Origin of the sequence: Nostoc cycadae WK-1, assembly GCF_002897135.1 — a bacterium.
Classification (GTDB): domain Bacteria; phylum Cyanobacteriota; class Cyanobacteriia; order Cyanobacteriales; family Nostocaceae; genus Nostoc_B.
This window is the reverse complement of the sequence record NZ_DF978422.1, coordinates 214,406-232,788: the sequence shown is the minus strand read 5'-3', so window position 1 is coordinate 232,788 and position 18,383 is coordinate 214,406. Positions and strand designations below refer to the sequence as shown.

Below are 18,383 nucleotides of genomic sequence, written 5' to 3'. Positions count from 1 at the left end.
AAATCCAAAATTGGTATGAGACCTTATCACCATATCTCTATTGTTGAATGCGGTGAACCTCTGGTAGAAATTCCTTTGCAACTGTTTGCGGTAGAGTTGCCCCATCCTTATGCAAAACTGGGCGCTATTTATGGGGCATATTCGCCTTATTATCTCCGCCAAAGTGTTGTGGAAAATTTAATTCAAGCCCAAAATTACTTAGAGTTACTGCGTCCTCATTGGCGGATTCAAATTTTTGACGGCTATCGCCCGGTGAATGTGCAGCAGTTTATGGTCGATTACAGCTTTGCGACAGCATTAACAGAGAGGGGGCTGATAGAAGCAGAATTATCACCAGACAAACGCCAAGAAATTTGGGAAGTTGTGTACCAAATTTGGGCTGTACCTAGTATGGATGAAAAAACGCCACCACCTCATAGTACAGGGGCTGCGGTAGATGTGACTTTAGTTGATGATGCAGGCCAAGTAGTAAATATGGGTTCGCCTATAGATGAATTGTCAGAGCGATCGCATCCCGATTATTATGCCAATCATCACCATCCAGATGCCAAACAATATCATGCCCACCGTCAGCTATTAAATGATGTCATGTTAAAAGCTGGCTTTCAACGTAATCCTAGAGAGTGGTGGCATTTTTGTTTCGGTGATCAGATGTGGGCTTGGCTAAATAATCAAGCGAATCCAGCTAATAATTTTACAGCTCGTTATGGTCGAATTTTCTAGATGTTTAATTACGCATCTTCAGGATTAAGTTGTTTTAATTCATCTGTGGTAAGTGTACCAATTGGACTCCAAACCAGATAAGGAATTAATAATACAGTTGCTAGTAGCGAAATTGGCAAAACCGCTAAAGCCAAAACTATTGCTGAAATCATCCCAACCAACCCAAGAGTTTCACCAACCTTGAGGCTGCGTAATCTCAACATGAGGGGGATGTAAGCAATGGTGATGATTTCTACAAACAGGTATAAACCCATCAGCAACCAAGTAACAAAGCTTCCAGGGTTTTGTTGCCAAACAATGTTAGCAGAAATTGCACCGCAAATAAAAATTGCAGTCCAAATAAAGGGAATCAGCGGTTCAAAAACTAGCCATTGTGGGCGGCTTAAATGGGCAAACCACTTTACATCACGGGGGGTAATGAAAAAACTACCAAAGGCAATGAGAAAAGTTATTGTCCCAATAATTACACCAGATGAAATCATACCTTCACCCTTTTATTGATCTTTGGTCAAGTTGTACACTGCCAGTTTGACAATATAAACAATGGGTGAAATCAACCGCAGGTTTGATACTTACCTGACATTTTGTATTCACTACTTAATATTTGATTTGTAACCCAGTAAATTAAATTGATTGGTGTTGCTGAATAAAGGGATGAAGTTCTTTATTAGGTACGATATGATACTTAAAATAATCAAGCTAAGTAATTTCTGTTATTGTGAAAAACAAACGATCGCATGAAATATCACTCTTGTTCTCTGTGGTTCGATAAACAAGCGATCGCTTGTTATATTTCCTAGCAGCAATAGATGCGATAGATTTTTTAGAAATTATTGACAATAATTCTTACTTATTATATTATCTAAAATGATAGTTGCAAAATATTTGCAACTTTTTTTGTGCTAATTTTTGATTTTTAAGGTGATGCCCAACAACTTCGTTCTGGGTAAAGAGCAACTCTTCAGTCGTCGTCAACTACTGAAACTAGGAATATGGGGTGCTGGATTTGCAGGTACAGCTGCACTTTGGCATACTCTGAATGCACACAGTAAATCGATAGTCAAAGTTCCGCCATTGGAAATAGCAGCAACAAACCAAGCTGTTAAACCTATGCAGATGCTACGAAATTTTGATTACGGTGTAGTTAAACAGGAAAATGGCCGGACTGTCAGAGAATTCCAACTAACGGCGGGGACTTCTGTCATTCAACTCAACAGTGCTGTTTCTTATAACGTTTGGGATTTAAACGGTCGTATACCAGGGCCAACGCTACGAGCAAAGCAAGGCGAACACGTACGGATACTATTTCTCAATAACGCAGGACATTCCCATTCTCTACATTTTCATGGTGTTCATCCCGCAGAGATGGATGGGATTCGTCCCGTCAGCAATGGTAGCGCCACAATCTATGAATTTGATGCAGAACCTTATGGTGTTCATCTGTATCACTGTCATATTGAACCTGTCACCCGCCATATTGCTAAAGGGTTGTATGGAATGTTTATTATCGACCCTCCCACACCCCGTCCCCCAGCGGATGAGATTGTGTTAGTGATGGCTGGATATGACGTAAATGACGACAGCCACAACGAATATTACGCTTTTAACGGATTACCGCATTACTTCATGGATAATCCCATCCCGATATATCAAAATCAATTGGTTCGCTTGTATGTTCTCAACATCATTGAATACGATACGGCTGTGACTTTTCACTTACACGCCAACTTCTTTGATGTTTATCGCAGCGGAATGACCATGACTCCCACGGAGAAAACTGATGTGATCACAATGGGTATAGCAGAACGGCATATTTTAGAATTTGCTTTCCGCTATCCAGGTAAGTATATGTTCCATCCGCATCAAGATGCGATCGCAGAAAACGGTTGTATGGGTCAATTTGAAGTAATTACTGATAAGTCTTCTCAAACCCAGCTCAAAAATTCTTAGCTTCATTAAGCCAGTAAATCTACGTTAAATGAGGCATGAACAGTAATGTTAATAGCCTTGTATCTCAACTATATTGAAAAAAATATTAAAATAAATTCAAAAATTTCATGAGTAGTTGCAAAAGTATCGCATTACCTGCAAAATGAGCATAGCCAAATCTACGACACTGAGTCATACCAACTGTTAAAAACATGAAAAAATTTAAATACTTTTGTTTAACCATTGCAACTGCTGCAATTGTCAGCTTGAGTGCTTGTAACAACACCCCAACCGCAGAAAAGCCATCTGCACCAGATACTAACTCAACATCCACAGCCCAAGTCACAGAAACCACAAATCACAGTGGTCATGGTAGCAAGGACAAAATTAATATAAATACGGCGATATTGTCAGAATTAGATAAATTTGAAGCGAAATTAGGTGTACCAGCTTTATCGAACAAAATTCAGGCCAGCCGTCCCTATGCAAATCCCGAAGATTTAGTTAACAAAAAAGTAATTACGCAAGAACAGTTTGACCAAATTAAAGACCAAGTAACTGTTCAAGAAGTTGTTCTTACAGGTGAAGCCAAAGATGTTGATTACATGACAAAGTTAGGCTTGATGAAAGGCCATCTTTTAGTAGCACAAGAACTATTAGATAAAAATTTACCAAAACAAGCAGAACCACATATTGGACACCCAGTTGAGGAAATCTACGTTGATGTAGAAGAACAATTAAATGAACGCAAAGTGAAAGAATTTAAGACAACTTTGGTAGGTTTGCAAGATTTAGTCAAATCTAATCCTAAGAACGCCAAAGTTAAAACAGATTTTACTGCTTCTGTGCAGTCTGTAGATGGCGCGATCGCAGTTTTACCAGAAGCGCAACGTACAAAACCGGGGTTTGTACTACAAGTAATTAATGAATTGTTAGATTCAGCGAATTCCGAGTATGGAGCAGCGATCGCTGATGGTAAAATAGCCGCAGCCATTGAATATCAAGACTCTCGTGGCTTCGTCCTTTATGCCAACGACTTATACAAAGGTATTTCTAGCCAAGTAGCACAAGATAGTCCAGACGCACACAAAGCCATTGAAACTAGTCTTAGTGAACTCACCAAAGTATGGCCTAGCGCCATTCCACCTGCGAAACCAGTTAAAACACCTGTTGAAGTAACCCAGTTAATCAAAACCATTGAGCAAAATTCTCAAAAAGTTATTGATAAATCAAGTACACAAGCACAACGATAGACTCTAAACTAACAGAAAAGTAGAGAGTCAAAAGCTTAAAATGAGTGAGCTATGAGCAAATAATTAGATGTGAAACACGAAAAAGTTATCAGAAGAGAATTCAGTATGAATTATGTGCTATTTATTGATTCTGAATTCTCGCTTCTGAAGTCCTCTTCAAGTGATTCATACCTAATTTATTACTCATCAGGCTCAATTTGTATATTGCTGAACTTAACAACTGATGCAAGAACTTGACCAAACAAAGACTATTGAACTCCTCAATACCATCATGGAATTTGAGTTAGCAGGAGTAGTACGTTATACACATTATTCCTTGATGGTGACAGGCCCTAATCGTATTCCTATTGTGGGTTTTTTTAAAGCACAAGCCAGTGAATCTTTACTTCATGCCCAACAAGTTGGGGAAATTCTTACAGGCTTAGATGGCCATCCTACCCTGAGAATTGCCCCAATGGAAGAAACTTATAAGCATTCCGTCAAAGACATTTTGGCAGAAAGCTTATCTCATGAAAAGAAAGCATTGGAATTGTACAAAACTCTCCTAGATACTGTCAGCAATGCTAGTGTCTATTTAGAAGAATTTGCCCGTGGCATGATTGGACAAGAAGAACTACATAATCTCGAATTGAAAAAAATGCTGCGAGATTTTAGCTAATAGTCATTAAGTCAATGGTCAATTGTCAATGGTCAAAAATATAGACTTTCAACTATTGACTTTAGACTATTGACTTTAGACTATTGACTTTAGACTATTGACTCTGGACTAAGAAAAATGAATTTTAGTACTGCCTTACCTACTTTTGTAATTACACTCCGAGAAGGAGTAGAAGCCGCCTTAGTTGTGGGTATAGTGTTGGCTTTATTAAAAAAAGCCAAACAATCTCGACTTAATTCCTGGGTGTATGCTGGTGTCGGCGTTGGTATTGCTATCAGCGCATTGATAGGTGTGCTGTTTAGTATTGTCATTCAAGCACTAGGAAAAATAAATCCGCAATATACATCTGTAGTCGAACCAGGACTAGAAGGTATTTTTAGTGTGCTGGCGATCGCTATGCTCAGTTGGATGCTAATCTGGATGACGAAACAAGCCAGATTTATGAAAGCCCAAGTAGAAGGCGCTGTCACAGAAGCACTCACGCAAAATAGCAATGCTGGTTGGGGCGTTTTTAGTTTAATTTTAATCGCCGTAGTCCGCGAAGGTTTTGAAACCGTGTTGTTCATTGCGGCTAACTTTCAGCAAGGTTTAATTCCCACCATTGGCGCTCTTGGTGGTTTATTAGTAGCAGCCACAATTGGCGTATTGTTATTTAAATTAGGGGTCAAAATCAACATCCGCCAATTCTTTCAAGTTATGGGCGTTTTATTGGTGTTGATTGTTGCTGGGTTAGTTGTTTCTGCATTAAAACATTTTGATGATGCTGTCGCTAACTTAGCCCTCAGCAGTCGCGCGACAGAAAGCCTGTGTTTTTACTATGAACACTTTACTAAAGTTCACTCTTGCATATTAGGGCCGATAGTGTGGAATACTTCTAATATTTTGCCTGATGATCAATTCCCAGGGATTATTTTTAAATCTTTATTTGGCTATAGAGAAAATCTCTATATTGTACAAGCTGTAGGATACGTTATATTTTTGCTAACTGTTGGCGGTTTATATTTCCGCAGTTTAGGCGGCGAAGTTCCAAAACCTAATAAAACTGTTTCTCTTTTCCAGAAATAAACTGATAAGTAAATCTATTTTAGGGTGGGTATGACTATACCCACCCTACTATTTATCTGTGGTTAATTCTTCCTTGGTTTACCCAACTAATCTGGTAACTGCTATAAAAATATTTTCTACACATATTTACTTTTAACAATTGCCTTTAAAGCATCTGATAAATGTGTGTTATCAAGTGCAAACATTTCTACCCCATCATCGTTCAATCCATAGGTTACTTGAATATTTTCCTCCAATTTTGTATCTAGCAATTTCAACAATTCTCCCAAATTAGGAGCCAACACACATTTTTCATCTTCATCTCTGCCAAAGTTGATAATTTGCCCAATACATCCATTAACATCAGGTGCTAAATCAATACCAATGTGATTTCCTCCCCCATCGTGCATGAGAGGTATCCATTTTTCATGTGCATATATGCTTTGGATAACTCCTTCTGGATAAGATGTGCAGAAATCATTTAAATCTTCTAAGCCATCTTCAATAATTTCCTTCCAACTTAACCAATTTCGCTCCACTTCAGACAGCGAGAGAAATTGTAACCCATAAAAAATGCCCCGCCCTTCTCTAGATTCTCCATTATTGAGTCGATATAAAGTTTGCATCTCTGCTGGAATTTCATAACCAAGTATCGTTTGCAAATGTAAAATTTCATCTTCACTTGCTGGTGGGTTGAGATACTTATAATATTCAGGAAACCTATTGTTAATCTTTTCTCGATAGCTTAACCAGTATGTACTAACAAGATTATTCATTTTAGATTAATTTGCTGTAAATAAATCTTTTTTAAGCTGCTGGCAAGTCTTTTCAATAGCATTGATACTGCCGGGATTGATTAATCCATAATAGTCAAAAATATAAACTCTGTTATTTTGTGTTGCTTTGAGTTTTTGCCAAAAAGGTTCTTTACTAAAAGATTCCAGAATCTCTTTATTTGAGGTTGCTTGGGGAGGGTTGATGACAATTATTGTGTCTGGATTAACTTCTAAAACTTTCTCTGCTGATAAAGTGACATAACCACCAAAAGGACTTTTACCCTGTAAGTCTGCGGCGACATTCTTGAGTTGAAATTTTTCTAACAAGTTTCCCGCCCAACTGCTTTTATTTGGTGTGAGAATTGGTTGATTACTGACTAACACTAAAGTAGAAATCTTTTGGTCTTGTTTCTCTGGTAAAAAACTTTTGTAGCGAGTTAATAAAGCTTCGGGGTTTGCACTAATTAAATCACCAATTTTTTGAGTCAGATTTTCTAAGGAATCCCATGTTTTAAGTTGAGTCAGTAAAGTAGGAATTTTCAATTCTTGCAATCTTTGAATTACTTGGGTAGAAAAACCCTCGATACCAATGACTAAATCTGGTTTTAGAGCCACAATTTTTTCTAAATTAGGAGAAGTTTGACCTTCACTAACGCGAGGAATATCCTGAAAACCAGGGTCATTTTTAAATAATGAATTTCCAGCGATACCAACTAGCTTGGTCTTATCAAGTTGATAAATAATGTCTGTCGCTAGTGATGAAAGACTAACTACTCTTTTAGCTATTTGTTGATTATTAGATGTTGCTGTAATAGCAGGTGTTTGTGATTGTGGCTGTTGAGTTGTAGCAGTACTACAAGCCATTAAAAATATGCTTATGAGAATTGCTAATACTGATAATATCCAACGATAATACATATAACAATAAACCTATAGTAACTATAAAAATTGCTTAGAAAAAAGGCGAGTGTAGACAATAGTAAAAATTCCCCCAAGAATTCATAGCTACGCTACCCGCCATTAAGTATACAAGGTTTATTGAGAAAAGCTTTACATAATATACATTAGTCTGTTGCAAAACTATTGTTAATTAAATAACATTTGTTTGTTTTTGTAAAAAATTTATAGTAAAAATTTTTACTTGTTATAAAAATTGATAAATACAGAATTAATAGCTGGCTGAAATGTTGTTTTTACTAGAGTGAAGCCCAATCTTCGGGAGTGTTACAGTTAAGTAGCATATTAGTATCAGGCACAGCTAAAACTTGTACAGAATGTTGCTGAAGCCATTGTTGAAACGATCGCCCGCCTTGGTTGATAAAATCTAGTAGTTGCGGTAAACATCGACGGTGATAGAAACCACACAGAGGTTCCCAGCCTTTAGTATGATGCGCCAAGGCGGCGATCGCATCTTCGCTCACATTATCTAATTCCACCGCCCATCCTTGCAAAACTTCAACCTGCAACTTCGGTAAATCGCAAGCAAGTAACAACACCCAATCAGTTTGCACCTGTGCGAGTCCTTGAGCAAGCCCAACCAACGCCCCTTGATTTAATGGCGCTTCTTGAATAAACTGACAACGAGGTAAATATAAGTGTTGATAGCGTTTTGGCCAGGGAGTGACAATATAAACACTATCAGCACAAGCCGCCGCAACATGACAAACTCGCTGCAACAAAGGCACACCTTCAACAGTCAGCAAAGCTTTATCCTGTCCCATACGCGAACTTTTACCGCCAGCCAACACAATGGCAGATAGAAGTGCTGAGTGCTGAGTGCTGAGTGCTGAGTCATTTGTCATTTATTAAAAAGTAGAATACTAAAGAATAAAATTTTAGACTTCATACTTCATACTTCATACTTTCTCTCATCCTCTATTTTGACTTTGTTGCACTTGCTGAAACATCTGCTCAATACTTGTCGCGGGTGCAAGACATTTTAAACCTTGGCAAACTAAAGCAATACTTCCCTCTGGTAAATTTGAGACTATACTGAATGCCGCCACAGGTAAATATTGCGGAATCAGAGATTTAATTTGCTCAATTTTGCTGCGAATTAAGGTAGAGTTACGATACCAATCTAAAGCTGTAAATAAACTAGGACAAGCTTGGGGAGCGCTACTCATGATACTTCTAAAAGCTTTTAAACCTTGCTCGGCTAAATCAAGATAATGCAGATTATCGGTGAGCAGAGACAATCGGACAAGATTTGCGATCGCCACTCCATTAGCTGAAGGTGTAGCATTATCTGCATAACTGCGTTCGCGGATAATTAAATCTTGACTCGCATCGCTAGATGTGTTGAAATATCCTCCTAGTTCTACACTCCAGAGAAATTCGTCGAATTCTTCTTGGATTGCGATCGCTTTTTCTAACCATTGTTTATTCTCTGGGCTACAAGCTTGTAAATCCAGCAACGCTTTAATAAAAGAGGCGTAGTCTTCAGACTGCGCTAACACTGTTGCTTCACCTTGATAATTGAGTCGGTGGAAACGCCCGTCAACAAACTGATGCTCCAGAATAAAGTTAGCTGCTTGTACTGCTAATTCCAAATACAAAGGTTCTTGGAATACACTATATGATCTAGCTAAACCAGAAATCATCAAGCTATTCCAAGCCACAATCATTTTTGTATCCGTCACTGAGGGAATGCGCCCCGGCCAATTATGGGTTTTGGCTTCTTGGTTGTTGCGTGCTGGCGGAAAGGTCTTTAATGATTCTGGTGCATCACCATAACGAGCCGTAAATAATTTAGCTAATGCCGTTTCTAGTTCTGCACTCAATTGTCCTACATTGCGTCTTTGCAGAACATTCAGCCCTTCAAAGTTGCCTTGAGAACTAACTGTAAATTCTTGTTGTAATTGCGTCAATTCTTCTGGTGTTAACAGCTGTTCTAGTTCGCTGTAACTCCACACATAAAAAGCGCCTTCTTCTGGCTCGGCTGCTTCCGCACTAATGAAACTATCTGCATCCTGAGCCGCGTAAAAATATCCTTCCGGGGCAATCATTTCTCGTTGTAGCCATTGTACAGTTCCCGTGATCGCCCTAGCAAAAGCTGGCTCTTGAATACCCGCACTCCATAAATTTGCCAGATACTCGACAATTTGCCCATTGTCATAAAGCATCTTTTCAAAGTGAGGCACTGTCCAAGTGGGATCAACTGTATAGCGATGAAAGCCTCCACCCACATGATCATAAATCCCACCCAACGCTAAATCTAGTCCTCGCTGAGTGCAAGTTTGCTTACCATCATACCGAGATGGCAAATTAAACCGAGTTCCCCGCAGTGCTAATTCTGCGTAAGGCATCATCGGAAAACTATTACCATATTGATTGGAAGTAATGATCCCCGTGCTAGTTTCCCAACCTTTGCCCAGTAATTCATGTTCTTGAACTTCCTGGGGATCGCTATTTTGCAATACCGCAGAGGTGAGCAGCGAGTCTAAAATTACAGCTTTGCGTTGGCGCAAGTCCTCTTTTTCGGTGTCATAGTAACGTCGCAGAGCTTGCAAAACTTGTAAAAAGCCAGGACGACCGTAGCGGGGATCGACCGGAAAATAAGTCCCAGCGTAAAAAGGAACTAAATCTTCAGGAGAGAGAAAGGTATTTAAAGGCCAACCACCTTGACCACTCATCATTTGCAACGCCTGCATATAAATGCTGTCGATGTCTGGCCTTTCTTCTCTGTCTACCTTGATAGGCAGAAAATTGGTATTCATGTAATCTGCGATCGCAGCATTAGAAAAAGCCTCACCTTCCATCACAGTACACCAGTGGCAACTGGAGTAACCAATCGACAGAAAGATTGGCTTATTTTCTGCCTTTGCAGTCGCCAGCGCTTCATCACACCAAGGCCACCAATCAATCGGGTTTTCGGCATGTTTACGCAGGTAGAGACTCTTAGCTTGGGCAAGGCGATTAGTCATGATCTTGTTGTGTGAGGATAGTTGCCTTCTTTGCCCAGTCTACATTCTGAAAGCGAGAGTAGAACTACTCCTTACATAAAAAAATAAAACTTACACCACAGGTTTTCAACAGTCAGGTTAGTAAAGCGTGTGAGAAGAGTCGAACAGCTAAATCAAGCAAAAATTCTTGCTTTTGCCTTTTACCTTTTTACTTTTGCCTTTTTAATTAGGGCAAAGAGCGCCACAGAAAACTGATAATTGTTGTAGAGATTTCTGATGTGGGTGGTTTAACGCTGGCTTGAATTTTGGTATTGTAATTAATTCCTGCTATCAGATGGAGCAAGAAAGTAATGATGGCGGCTTGCACAAGTTTTTCGAGCATGGCAGGTCTCCCTCAAGTGATAGCACTGCAAGTAAAATCCGTTTTTCTAAATACACCCCGTACTCATACATTTCCTAATTTGCCGGGATTTTCTGGAAAATTGCCTGAAAAATTAGTAAATAAACCTTGACAAAATGCCAGTTTATAGATGATCGTATGGCATTTTCATTGTCAGAGCGATCGCTAGATATTTTGTAGTTGATCCTCTCTGGTACAACGGAAGTCATATTCTCAAGACGCTTTTTCTTATAGAAAGTGCCTGGGTTATAATTTACATCTGCCAAATATCAGAGAAAATTAGCTCTCTTGTAGGTGATGACAGCCATTAGCGGGTTGTCATCGATAAAATAGATGTAAATTAGCTATAAGAACGCTGCATGATTCCTATCGTTATTGAACAATCGGGTCGAGGTGAACGCGCCTTTGATATCTACTCACGACTATTGCGTGAGCGGATCATCTTCTTGGGTCAACAGATTGACAGCAACTTAGCTAACTTAATAGTTGCCCAAATGCTGTTCTTGGATGCAGAAGACCCAGAAAAAGACATTTATATGTACATCAATTCCCCAGGCGGTTCGGTAACTGCTGGTATGGGTATTTTTGACACTATGAAGCATATCCGCCCAGATGTCTGTACCATTTGTACCGGATTAGCGGCAAGTATGGGAGCTTTTCTTCTCAGCGCGGGTGCTAAAGGTAAGCGGATGAGTCTACCCCATTCCCGCATTATGATTCACCAACCTTTAGGCGGCGCACAAGGCCAAGCCACCGACATTGAAATTCAAGCGCGGGAAATTTTGTATCACAAGAAGCGACTCAACGACTTTCTCGCTGACCATACAGGTCAGCCAATTGAGCGCATAGCAGAAGACACCGAACGCGACTTTTTCATGTCACCCGATGAAGCCAGAGAATACGGCTTGATTGACCAAGTTATTGACCGTCACGCTGCTGGTAGCCGTCCGATGGCTGTGGTTTAGTCATTGGTCATTTGTCATTAGTCATTAGTTGTAGGGTGGGAATTATAATTCTCACCCTACTAATTTTATGTAGACTCATCTATAGGTGTGGGTTGCGATTCAAGGTAATGGAGAAAATCAAGTAATTCTTCTTCAGTTAATAAATAGCGTCCTCTCTTACCGTAAGTTTTAACGAGATGATCTCTTAACCACTGTTCATTTAAACCTAAACGCTGCATTTGGACATCAGTTTTAGCTATGTCTTCAGACGATGGCTTATTTACTGCTTTGCCTAATTCTTCTGTGTATGTATCTAAATCTTCGGCTTCTCCATACTCATCATCAATATCAAATTGAAACTCTTCATAGTCATTGTCAATATCATAGGGGTTGACTATTTCAGGTTGAGATTTCAAATATCTGAAAAAGTTAATTAATTCTTTTTGGGTAAGCCCAGTAAGACTTGGCTGATTATAGGTTTTGGTGAGATATTCGTGTTCGTCCTCTTCTGTCCACCATAAACGTTCAAGTTCGGTGTTGATTTTAGTAATCAGAATTTCCTCTATTGGTGGCGTAGGTTGAGCTTCCAGTGGCGTAGGTTGAGCTTCCAAGTATCTGAGGAATTCTAGTAACTCTTCTTCGGTTAATAAAACTCGCGATCGCTTACCATAAGTCTTAATCAGATAATCTCGACCCCACTCTACATTCCAACCTAAACGGTAAATTTCGATGTCAGTTTTAGCAATTAACTCAGATAAATTTTCCGGTTCCATAAATGTCTTAATATTAATACTCCACATCATTAGTCATTAGTCCTTACAAATGACTAATGACTAATGACAAATAACTAATTTATCAAAACCCAGCTATCGGATCAGGTTGAGATTGTAGATATTGTAAAAAACTGTACAATTCATCTTCTGTTAATAAAGTACGCCCTCGCTTATTGTAAGTTTTAATCAGATGTTCCCTTCCCTGTTCTGGTGTCCAGCCTAAACGTTGCAATTCAACATCGGTTTTAGCAATCACATCAGATAAATCAACTGCTTCCGCTTTCTTTTTTCTCTTACTAGTTCCTGTTGGAGTAGTGTTAGTTTCCGAAGAATTATAATTGCGGGGTGTAAATGGTGTGACATTACTTGCATTTATCCCCGAAAAAGTTGGCGTTTCTGGCTGATGGGGAACTTCGATTTCTAAATTATCTGGCGGGGGAATAAATGCTGGTTCTCGACTAGTAGTTAAAGGTAAGCTAGGACTTAACTCTGGAGTGTAAGTATTAGTGCTGAGTGCCTCTGTTGCAAATAAATCTGGTTCAATACTTTTACTAATAGAAGATACTGGAGATATTTCTGTCTTACTAGAAACTAATTCCAAATCCTGATTTTTTGGCGGTGAATAAGTTGCTTCATGTATAGCAACTGTTGTGTTGATGACAGGAGTAGCCTGTACAGGAATTGTTGGTTTGGGAGATGATTCGGCCTGAGTTTGTGGTGAACTTGTCACCCCTAAAACCATTAGCGCCCTATTTCGTGCTTGGTCTTCTGCTGCTTCTACTGTATCGGCTGCTGCCAAACCAGTAGCGCGGATGACACCATCAATTTGCACACTAGCTCTAACAATATATTTGCCTTGAAAAATTTTTACTAATTCGGAAATTAAACTGCCGTTGGGATACAAGCTCTGAAATTGAGCCAACATAATACTGCCACCAATAATCTAATGTCTGCTAAATATCTATAATCAAGACTTACGCATAAAGATGATCTGTCGAAACTGGGTTTAGGAGTGTAAGGGTTTGGGAAACTTACACCTCTATACTTTTACACCCTTGTGCCAACCTTTGATTTTCCGTCTTCATACGTAACTAACTTTGTTTCCATCGCCCTAGTTTGAGAAATTTGCCAGTGTGAGTGGGAGATAACCGAGTTTGTCCACAGTGAATTTATGGAAATATTTTAATTTTAAGTCCCAAATTCCTTTGTCGGTAGAGAAAAATTTAATTAAATTTAAGTTTTTGCTAGATTTATTGATCATCCCAATAAATGCGATCGCCTTCTAAAACTGCCACAGCGCTTGAGTGCCAATTTTTCTGGTATCTTAAACTGCAAGGTAATGTTTTTGCTGTGTTTGTGTGTTGTAATTGCGGCAGTAGCTATTTTTATGGCGAAATTATTGACTACTGTCCCTATTAAGTAAGTGATCTCACCTTCAATGCTATACTATTTACCTAATTCTCTATTTAGAATTATTTCTTAGAAGTACGCTCTAAATCTACAATAATGGAGATAAGGTTCGCCCTCACTGCTTGTATGACTGCTGGCCTAATTGTTACCGATTCTACAGATGGGAAAGTTAGGTTTATCGGCAGTTTCTCCTAGTTAAAAATCAGAGTCTGATGGCGTAAAAGCACCTTCAAGCTAGACAATCAAACACCTGTGGTTTTTCCTACCTAGCGCTTTTGGGCAGTGTGGAGAGTAATCCTAAAGCCAGCCTCTCAAAAACCCTTAGCGTAATCACTGAGTAGGTAAAACCCCCTTATCAGGCGTACTTTATCAGTTTGGTTAAGTGAAGGGGCAAAAAGCGCCAGCTAACTCTGAAATGGTCGTGCAGTGAGAAGTTCCAAGATTTCGGGAGTGGCTTTATCTCAAGGTAGGTTGACTTCCAGGGCGTGGAACTTCACAGAACCATGTCTCAGGGCAATTCGTTTCGAGTTAGATAGTGTCTGTAGACCGTGAGGGTCTACAGAACAGAACCAGATTAAACCAACATGATGTTTTGACCAAAGGTCGGTTCACTGCATGGAATTTTCAATCGCTACACTCCTTGCCAATTTCACCGATGATAAATTGGTAGCTCGGAAAGTTTTAGAAAAGAAACTTGGCTGCGAAGATGAAGATAGTTTACAAAAGCTGCATATTGCCTTAGAAATACTCGAAAAAATCGGGATTTTGGTCAAAGAACGGGGCAAATATCGCCGCGTGTTTGAGGAAGGGATGATTGAAGCCAAACTCCGTTGTTCTAGTAAAGGCTTTTGCTTTGCAATACAAGATGTAGAAGGTGCAGAAGATATCTACATCCGCGAAAGTCACTTAAGTAATGCTTGGAATGGCGATCGCGTTTTAGTCAGAGTTCTCAAAGAAGGTAGTCGTCGCCGTTCTCCCGAAGGAGAAGTCAAGTTAATTTTAGAACGTTCTAATCACACTTTACTAGCGCGGATTAAACAAGTAGAAAGCGGTTTTCGGGCAGTACCTTTAGATGATCGGCTGTTGTTTGAGCTCAAGTTGCAAACCAATGGCATGACTTTTGCTGAAGCTATCGACCATCTCGCCCATGTGGAAGTTCTGCGTTATCCGTTAGCCCAATATCCACCCATCGGTAGGGTAGTACAAATTTTAGGTAGCGATGCCGAAGCCGCAGCCGATATTGATTTAGTTACTTGTAAACACGATTTATCCCGCAATTTTTCAGAACCAGTTCAAGAAGCAGCGGCTAAGTTACCTAAAAGAATACTCAAAGCTGACCTGAAAAATAGATTAGATTTACGCGGTTTATTTACCTTAGCAATTACTGGTGTCAATGCTGATGCCAAGCTGGTAGAAAATGCCTTGAGTTTGGAAAAAACCAACAAAGGCTGGCGCTTGGGCTTTCACATTACCGATGTTTCCCACTTTATTCACCCAGACGAAATCTTAGACAGAGAAGCCTTGAAGCGAGGACGTTCTGTGTATTTGGGCGATTTAGTATTGCCTATGTTACCAGAAACAGTTGCCGATCGCTGTTCTTTAGTTTCAGGCAGCGATCGCCTGACTCTCTCATTTTTAATTACTATCGATCCTACATCGGGTGAACTGCAAGAATGGGAAATTCAGCCGAGTGTAATTAATGTAGACACAGCCATTAATAAAGACAAAGCAGAAGCAGTTCTCAGTGGTCAACCATCTAAAGAATCTGAGGAAGTAGTACAGCTATTCCAAGACCTAGAAAGCCTACACCAAATTGTCAAACAAGTGCGCTTAGGGCGTGGTAGTTTGCAGTTAAATCTGCCCCCAAATCAAAATCCTTACTTTGATGAAGGAATGTTAGGCGCAGTTATCGTCAACGATTTAACCGTGCGATCGCTCCTAACAGAGTTTGTGCTATTAGTCAACCAACTAATGGCAGAACATTTAAGTGCTTTAGGCATTCCAGCGATTTGGCGAGTTCAAGGCGCACCTGATCCCGAAGATGTCCAAGAAATGCTGAAACTGGCCATCAATTTAGGTGTAGAACTCACATTAGATCCCGAAACGGATATTCAACCCTTAGATTACCAGTTATTAACAAGAGCATTTGCAGAATCTCCCTCAGAACAAGTGTTAACTTATCTGTTGCAAGATACCCTCAAACCAGCGGGATATACCACCACCAAAAGCAATCATTTTGGTTTGGCACTAGCACAATATACTCACTGTACTTCCCCCTTGCGCCGTTATCCCGATTTGCTATTGCAACGAGTGTACTACAGACTGTTAGAACACGGACGCGATCGCCGCAATACCCGTGTCAAAGACCGCATTAACCTGCGTCACTCCTCTTCCCACCTCGAAGTTAACTGGAACGTCTTACCCCCAGAATTGCAACAAGAACTGCAAAGCGATTTAACCAGGGTAATTATTCAACTCAACGACCGCGAAAAAGAAGTCCAAGAAGCCGAAGCTGACTTAGCCGGGTTGCAAAAAGCCCAACTGATGAAACAGCGCATCGGCCAAGTCTTCCAAGGTGTAATTACTGGTGTGCAATCCTATGGTTTCTTTGTGGAAATTGAAGTCCCAACCACAGATACACCCAAACAAAAACATCCCAGCGCCCCCCTACGGGTGGAAGGTTTAGTTCATGTCAGTTCCCTCAAAGATGACTGGTATGAATATCGCGCCAGACAACAAGCTTTGTTTGGTCGGAAAAATCGTGCTTCTTATAGATTAGGCGATCGCGTCGCCGTCCAAGTGAAAAGTGTTGATTACTACCGTCAACAAATCGATTTAGTCACCGTTGGTAGCGATGGACTACCTAAAGGGTTAGGTAACTCTGGTATTAACGATGACAGAGACGATATTTATTTGTCTCGTGAACTTGAACCTAACGATTTAGAACCATACACTGATGATGAATAAGTTTTGTTAAGAAAACCGCGTGTCACATCACACCAAGCCTTTAATCATTGGCGTAACTGGAGCCTCTGGACTAATTTATGCCGTTCGCGCTCTCAAATATTTGCTTGACGCTGACTATGAAATTGAATTAGTTGCCTCTAAATCAACTTACATGGTTTGGCAAGCAGAACAGGAAATTAAAATGCCAGCTGAACCAACTCAACAAGAGCAATTCTGGCGCGAACAAGCAGGAGTAGCCGTTGCAGGTAAACTACGCTGTCACCCTTGGAGTGATGTGGGAGCCAACATTGCCAGTGGCTCCTTTCGCACTTTAGGGATGATCATCATCCCATGTAGTATGAGTACAGTTGCCAAGCTCGCTGGTGGTTTGAGTTCCGACTTACTCGAACGCGCCGCCGATGTTCAACTCAAAGAAGGACGCAAACTAATTATCGTTCCCCGCGAAACTCCTTTTAGCCTGATTCATCTGCGTAACTTAACCACCTTGGCAGAAACGGGGGTGAGAATTGTCCCAGCCATTCCAGCTTGGTATCATCACCCGCAAACCATCGAGGACTTAGTAGATTTTGTCGTCGCCCGGACTTTAGATCAATTAGAGATTGACTGTATCCCCATTCAACGCTGGCAAGGGAGGAAGTAAAAAGGTAAAAGTAAAAATGTAAAAGTAAGATAGACTGTCTTTTACTTTTTTACTCTTACCTTTTGTTTTCATTGACCTAAATAACTTTTAACTTTTGCCTTTTAACTTTTGCCTTGCTTATGGCTGTAATTCGCTTAATCTTATTGGTGGCAATACTAGGAGGACTAACACTGTTGTTAGTGCAGAACTGGTCGCCTGCTATATCGTTAGTATTTTTGGGTATGCGTACTCAACCATTACCCCTAGGGATGTGGATTTTATTTATTACTACTGCGGGTGCATTGACATCTGTATTGATCACTACTTTATTTAAATTGTCGAATTATTTTGCAGGGCAACCACGACAAACTCCATTGAAATCAGCCCCAACTTCCAGGCGTGTCAGAACACCCCGCCGAGAAGAACCGACATCTGCACCTTTTACACCTCCATCATCTGCTAGTGCCAATAAAGCTGCTGCAACTGAAGAATTTGATGATTGGGAAACCAGCAATACAAATGATGACTGGGACTTTGAGGAACAGCCAGAACAAACACCTCCTCCCAGACCAAAAACTGAACCTGTACGCAACTTTGAACCAGAAGAACGCCAACCAGAACCTAAAAGTTCCTCTCAGTCTGGTTCAACTTACTCTTACAGTTACCGCGAACCGAAAAATACTGCTGTAGGCAAGACAGAATCTGTTTACGATGCTGACTACCGCGTGATTATTCCTCCCTACAAACAGCCTGACGAAGAACCCGCAAATGCTAATGATGACGATGACTGGTCATTTTTTGAGGACGATGAATCTGGGGATGACGACAATAAGCCCCGGAAGTGATGAGTCAATAGTCAATAACAATTTACCCTTTGTCAAAAGGATACAATTTCAGACTAGCCTGCGGCAAGCCCTTCGGGTTCAGCAGTCGCTCTTGGGGGAAACCCCCTACAGCCCTTTGGGCATCCTACGGCGGGCGT

17 protein-coding genes are annotated in these 18,383 nt (G+C 40.3%); 9 read left to right on the top strand and 8 right to left on the bottom strand.

The window, feature by feature from the left end; translation table 11 throughout:
- Positions 1-15 precede the first annotated feature (15 nt).
- Entirely contained in the window at positions 16-723 is a 708-nt protein-coding gene (locus NCWK1_RS03120; protein ID WP_103123684.1) for a M15 family metallopeptidase, read from the top strand.
- A gap of 8 nt (positions 724-731) precedes the next feature.
- Here the strand turns inward: NCWK1_RS03120 and NCWK1_RS03115 are convergent, their stop codons facing one another.
- Entirely contained in the window at positions 732-1,205 is a 474-nt protein-coding gene (locus tag NCWK1_RS03115) for a TspO/MBR family protein (protein ID WP_103123683.1), read from the bottom strand.
- A 442-nt stretch (positions 1,206-1,647) separates the two neighbouring features.
- Here NCWK1_RS03115 and NCWK1_RS03110 point away from each other — a divergent pair, with 442 nt between their 5' ends.
- The 4 genes from NCWK1_RS03110 (at position 1,648) to NCWK1_RS03095 (ending at position 5,628) form a co-directional block, all read left to right on the top strand.
- On the top strand, positions 1,648-2,673 hold the full coding sequence (locus NCWK1_RS03110) for a multicopper oxidase domain-containing protein (protein ID WP_103123682.1): 1,026 nt from the start codon (positions 1,648-1,650) through the stop codon (positions 2,671-2,673).
- Positions 2,674-2,864: 191 nt separating this feature from the next.
- Complete coding sequence (locus tag NCWK1_RS03105) at positions 2,865-3,905, top strand: ComEA family DNA-binding protein (protein WP_103123681.1); 1,041 nt, start codon at positions 2,865-2,867, stop codon at positions 3,903-3,905.
- Between the two features lie 223 nt (positions 3,906-4,128).
- On the top strand, positions 4,129-4,563 hold the full coding sequence (locus tag NCWK1_RS03100) for a ferritin-like domain-containing protein (RefSeq protein ID WP_096580276.1): 435 nt from the start codon (positions 4,129-4,131) through the stop codon (positions 4,561-4,563).
- A gap of 117 nt (positions 4,564-4,680) precedes the next feature.
- Positions 4,681-5,628 carry an FTR1 family iron permease gene (locus NCWK1_RS03095; RefSeq protein WP_103123680.1) on the top strand — a complete coding sequence of 316 codons (948 nt, stop codon included), beginning with the start codon at positions 4,681-4,683 and terminating at the stop codon, positions 5,626-5,628.
- Between the two features lie 116 nt (positions 5,629-5,744).
- Here the strand turns inward: NCWK1_RS03095 and NCWK1_RS03090 are convergent, their stop codons facing one another.
- The 5 genes from NCWK1_RS03090 to NCWK1_RS29335 form a co-directional block, all read right to left on the bottom strand.
- The gene (locus NCWK1_RS03090) at positions 5,745-6,383 is read right to left on the bottom strand and encodes an SMI1/KNR4 family protein (protein ID WP_096580280.1); all 639 of its coding nucleotides are present in this window, start codon (positions 6,381-6,383) and stop codon (positions 5,745-5,747) included.
- Between the two features lie 6 nt (positions 6,384-6,389).
- A complete protein-coding gene (locus tag NCWK1_RS03085) occupies positions 6,390-7,301 on the bottom strand; it encodes an ABC transporter substrate-binding protein (RefSeq protein WP_103123679.1) in 912 nt (303 codons plus the stop codon).
- A 278-nt stretch (positions 7,302-7,579) separates the two neighbouring features.
- The gene (locus NCWK1_RS03080) at positions 7,580-8,185 is read right to left on the bottom strand and encodes a molybdenum cofactor guanylyltransferase (protein ID WP_103123678.1); all 606 of its coding nucleotides are present in this window, start codon (positions 8,183-8,185) and stop codon (positions 7,580-7,582) included.
- Positions 8,186-8,251: 66 nt separating this feature from the next.
- Complete coding sequence (locus tag NCWK1_RS03075; protein WP_103123677.1) at positions 8,252-10,309, bottom strand: thioredoxin domain-containing protein; 2,058 nt, start codon at positions 10,307-10,309, stop codon at positions 8,252-8,254.
- Positions 10,310-10,514: 205 nt separating this feature from the next.
- Positions 10,515-10,670, bottom strand: a complete 156-nt coding sequence (locus NCWK1_RS29335; protein WP_187308035.1) for a hypothetical protein — start codon at positions 10,668-10,670, stop codon at positions 10,515-10,517.
- 377 nt (positions 10,671-11,047) lie between these two features.
- Here NCWK1_RS29335 and clpP point away from each other — a divergent pair, with 377 nt between their 5' ends.
- The gene (gene clpP / locus NCWK1_RS03070; protein WP_103123676.1) at positions 11,048-11,653 is read left to right on the top strand and encodes an ATP-dependent Clp endopeptidase proteolytic subunit ClpP; all 606 of its coding nucleotides are present in this window, start codon (positions 11,048-11,050) and stop codon (positions 11,651-11,653) included.
- 65 nt (positions 11,654-11,718) lie between these two features.
- Here clpP and NCWK1_RS29330 read toward each other — a convergent pair whose 3' ends face one another.
- Together NCWK1_RS29330 and NCWK1_RS03060 are read right to left on the bottom strand one after the other, a co-directional pair.
- A complete protein-coding gene (locus NCWK1_RS29330; protein ID WP_187308052.1) occupies positions 11,719-12,435 on the bottom strand; it encodes a hypothetical protein in 717 nt (238 codons plus the stop codon).
- A gap of 52 nt (positions 12,436-12,487) precedes the next feature.
- Complete coding sequence (locus tag NCWK1_RS03060) at positions 12,488-13,330, bottom strand: hypothetical protein (protein ID WP_103123675.1); 843 nt, start codon at positions 13,328-13,330, stop codon at positions 12,488-12,490.
- 1,100 nt (positions 13,331-14,430) lie between these two features.
- On the opposite strand from NCWK1_RS03060, the gene NCWK1_RS03055 reads away from it, so the two are divergent.
- From NCWK1_RS03055 to NCWK1_RS03045, 3 genes are all read left to right on the top strand, one after another.
- Positions 14,431-16,782 carry a ribonuclease R family protein gene (locus tag NCWK1_RS03055; protein WP_103123674.1) on the top strand — a complete coding sequence of 784 codons (2,352 nt, stop codon included), beginning with the start codon at positions 14,431-14,433 and terminating at the stop codon, positions 16,780-16,782.
- A 19-nt stretch (positions 16,783-16,801) separates the two neighbouring features.
- The gene (locus tag NCWK1_RS03050) at positions 16,802-17,422 is read left to right on the top strand and encodes a flavin prenyltransferase UbiX (RefSeq protein WP_096580306.1); all 621 of its coding nucleotides are present in this window, start codon (positions 16,802-16,804) and stop codon (positions 17,420-17,422) included.
- A 119-nt stretch (positions 17,423-17,541) separates the two neighbouring features.
- On the top strand, positions 17,542-18,246 hold the full coding sequence (locus NCWK1_RS03045) for a LapA family protein (protein ID WP_103123673.1): 705 nt from the start codon (positions 17,542-17,544) through the stop codon (positions 18,244-18,246).
- Positions 18,247-18,383 lie beyond the last annotated feature (137 nt).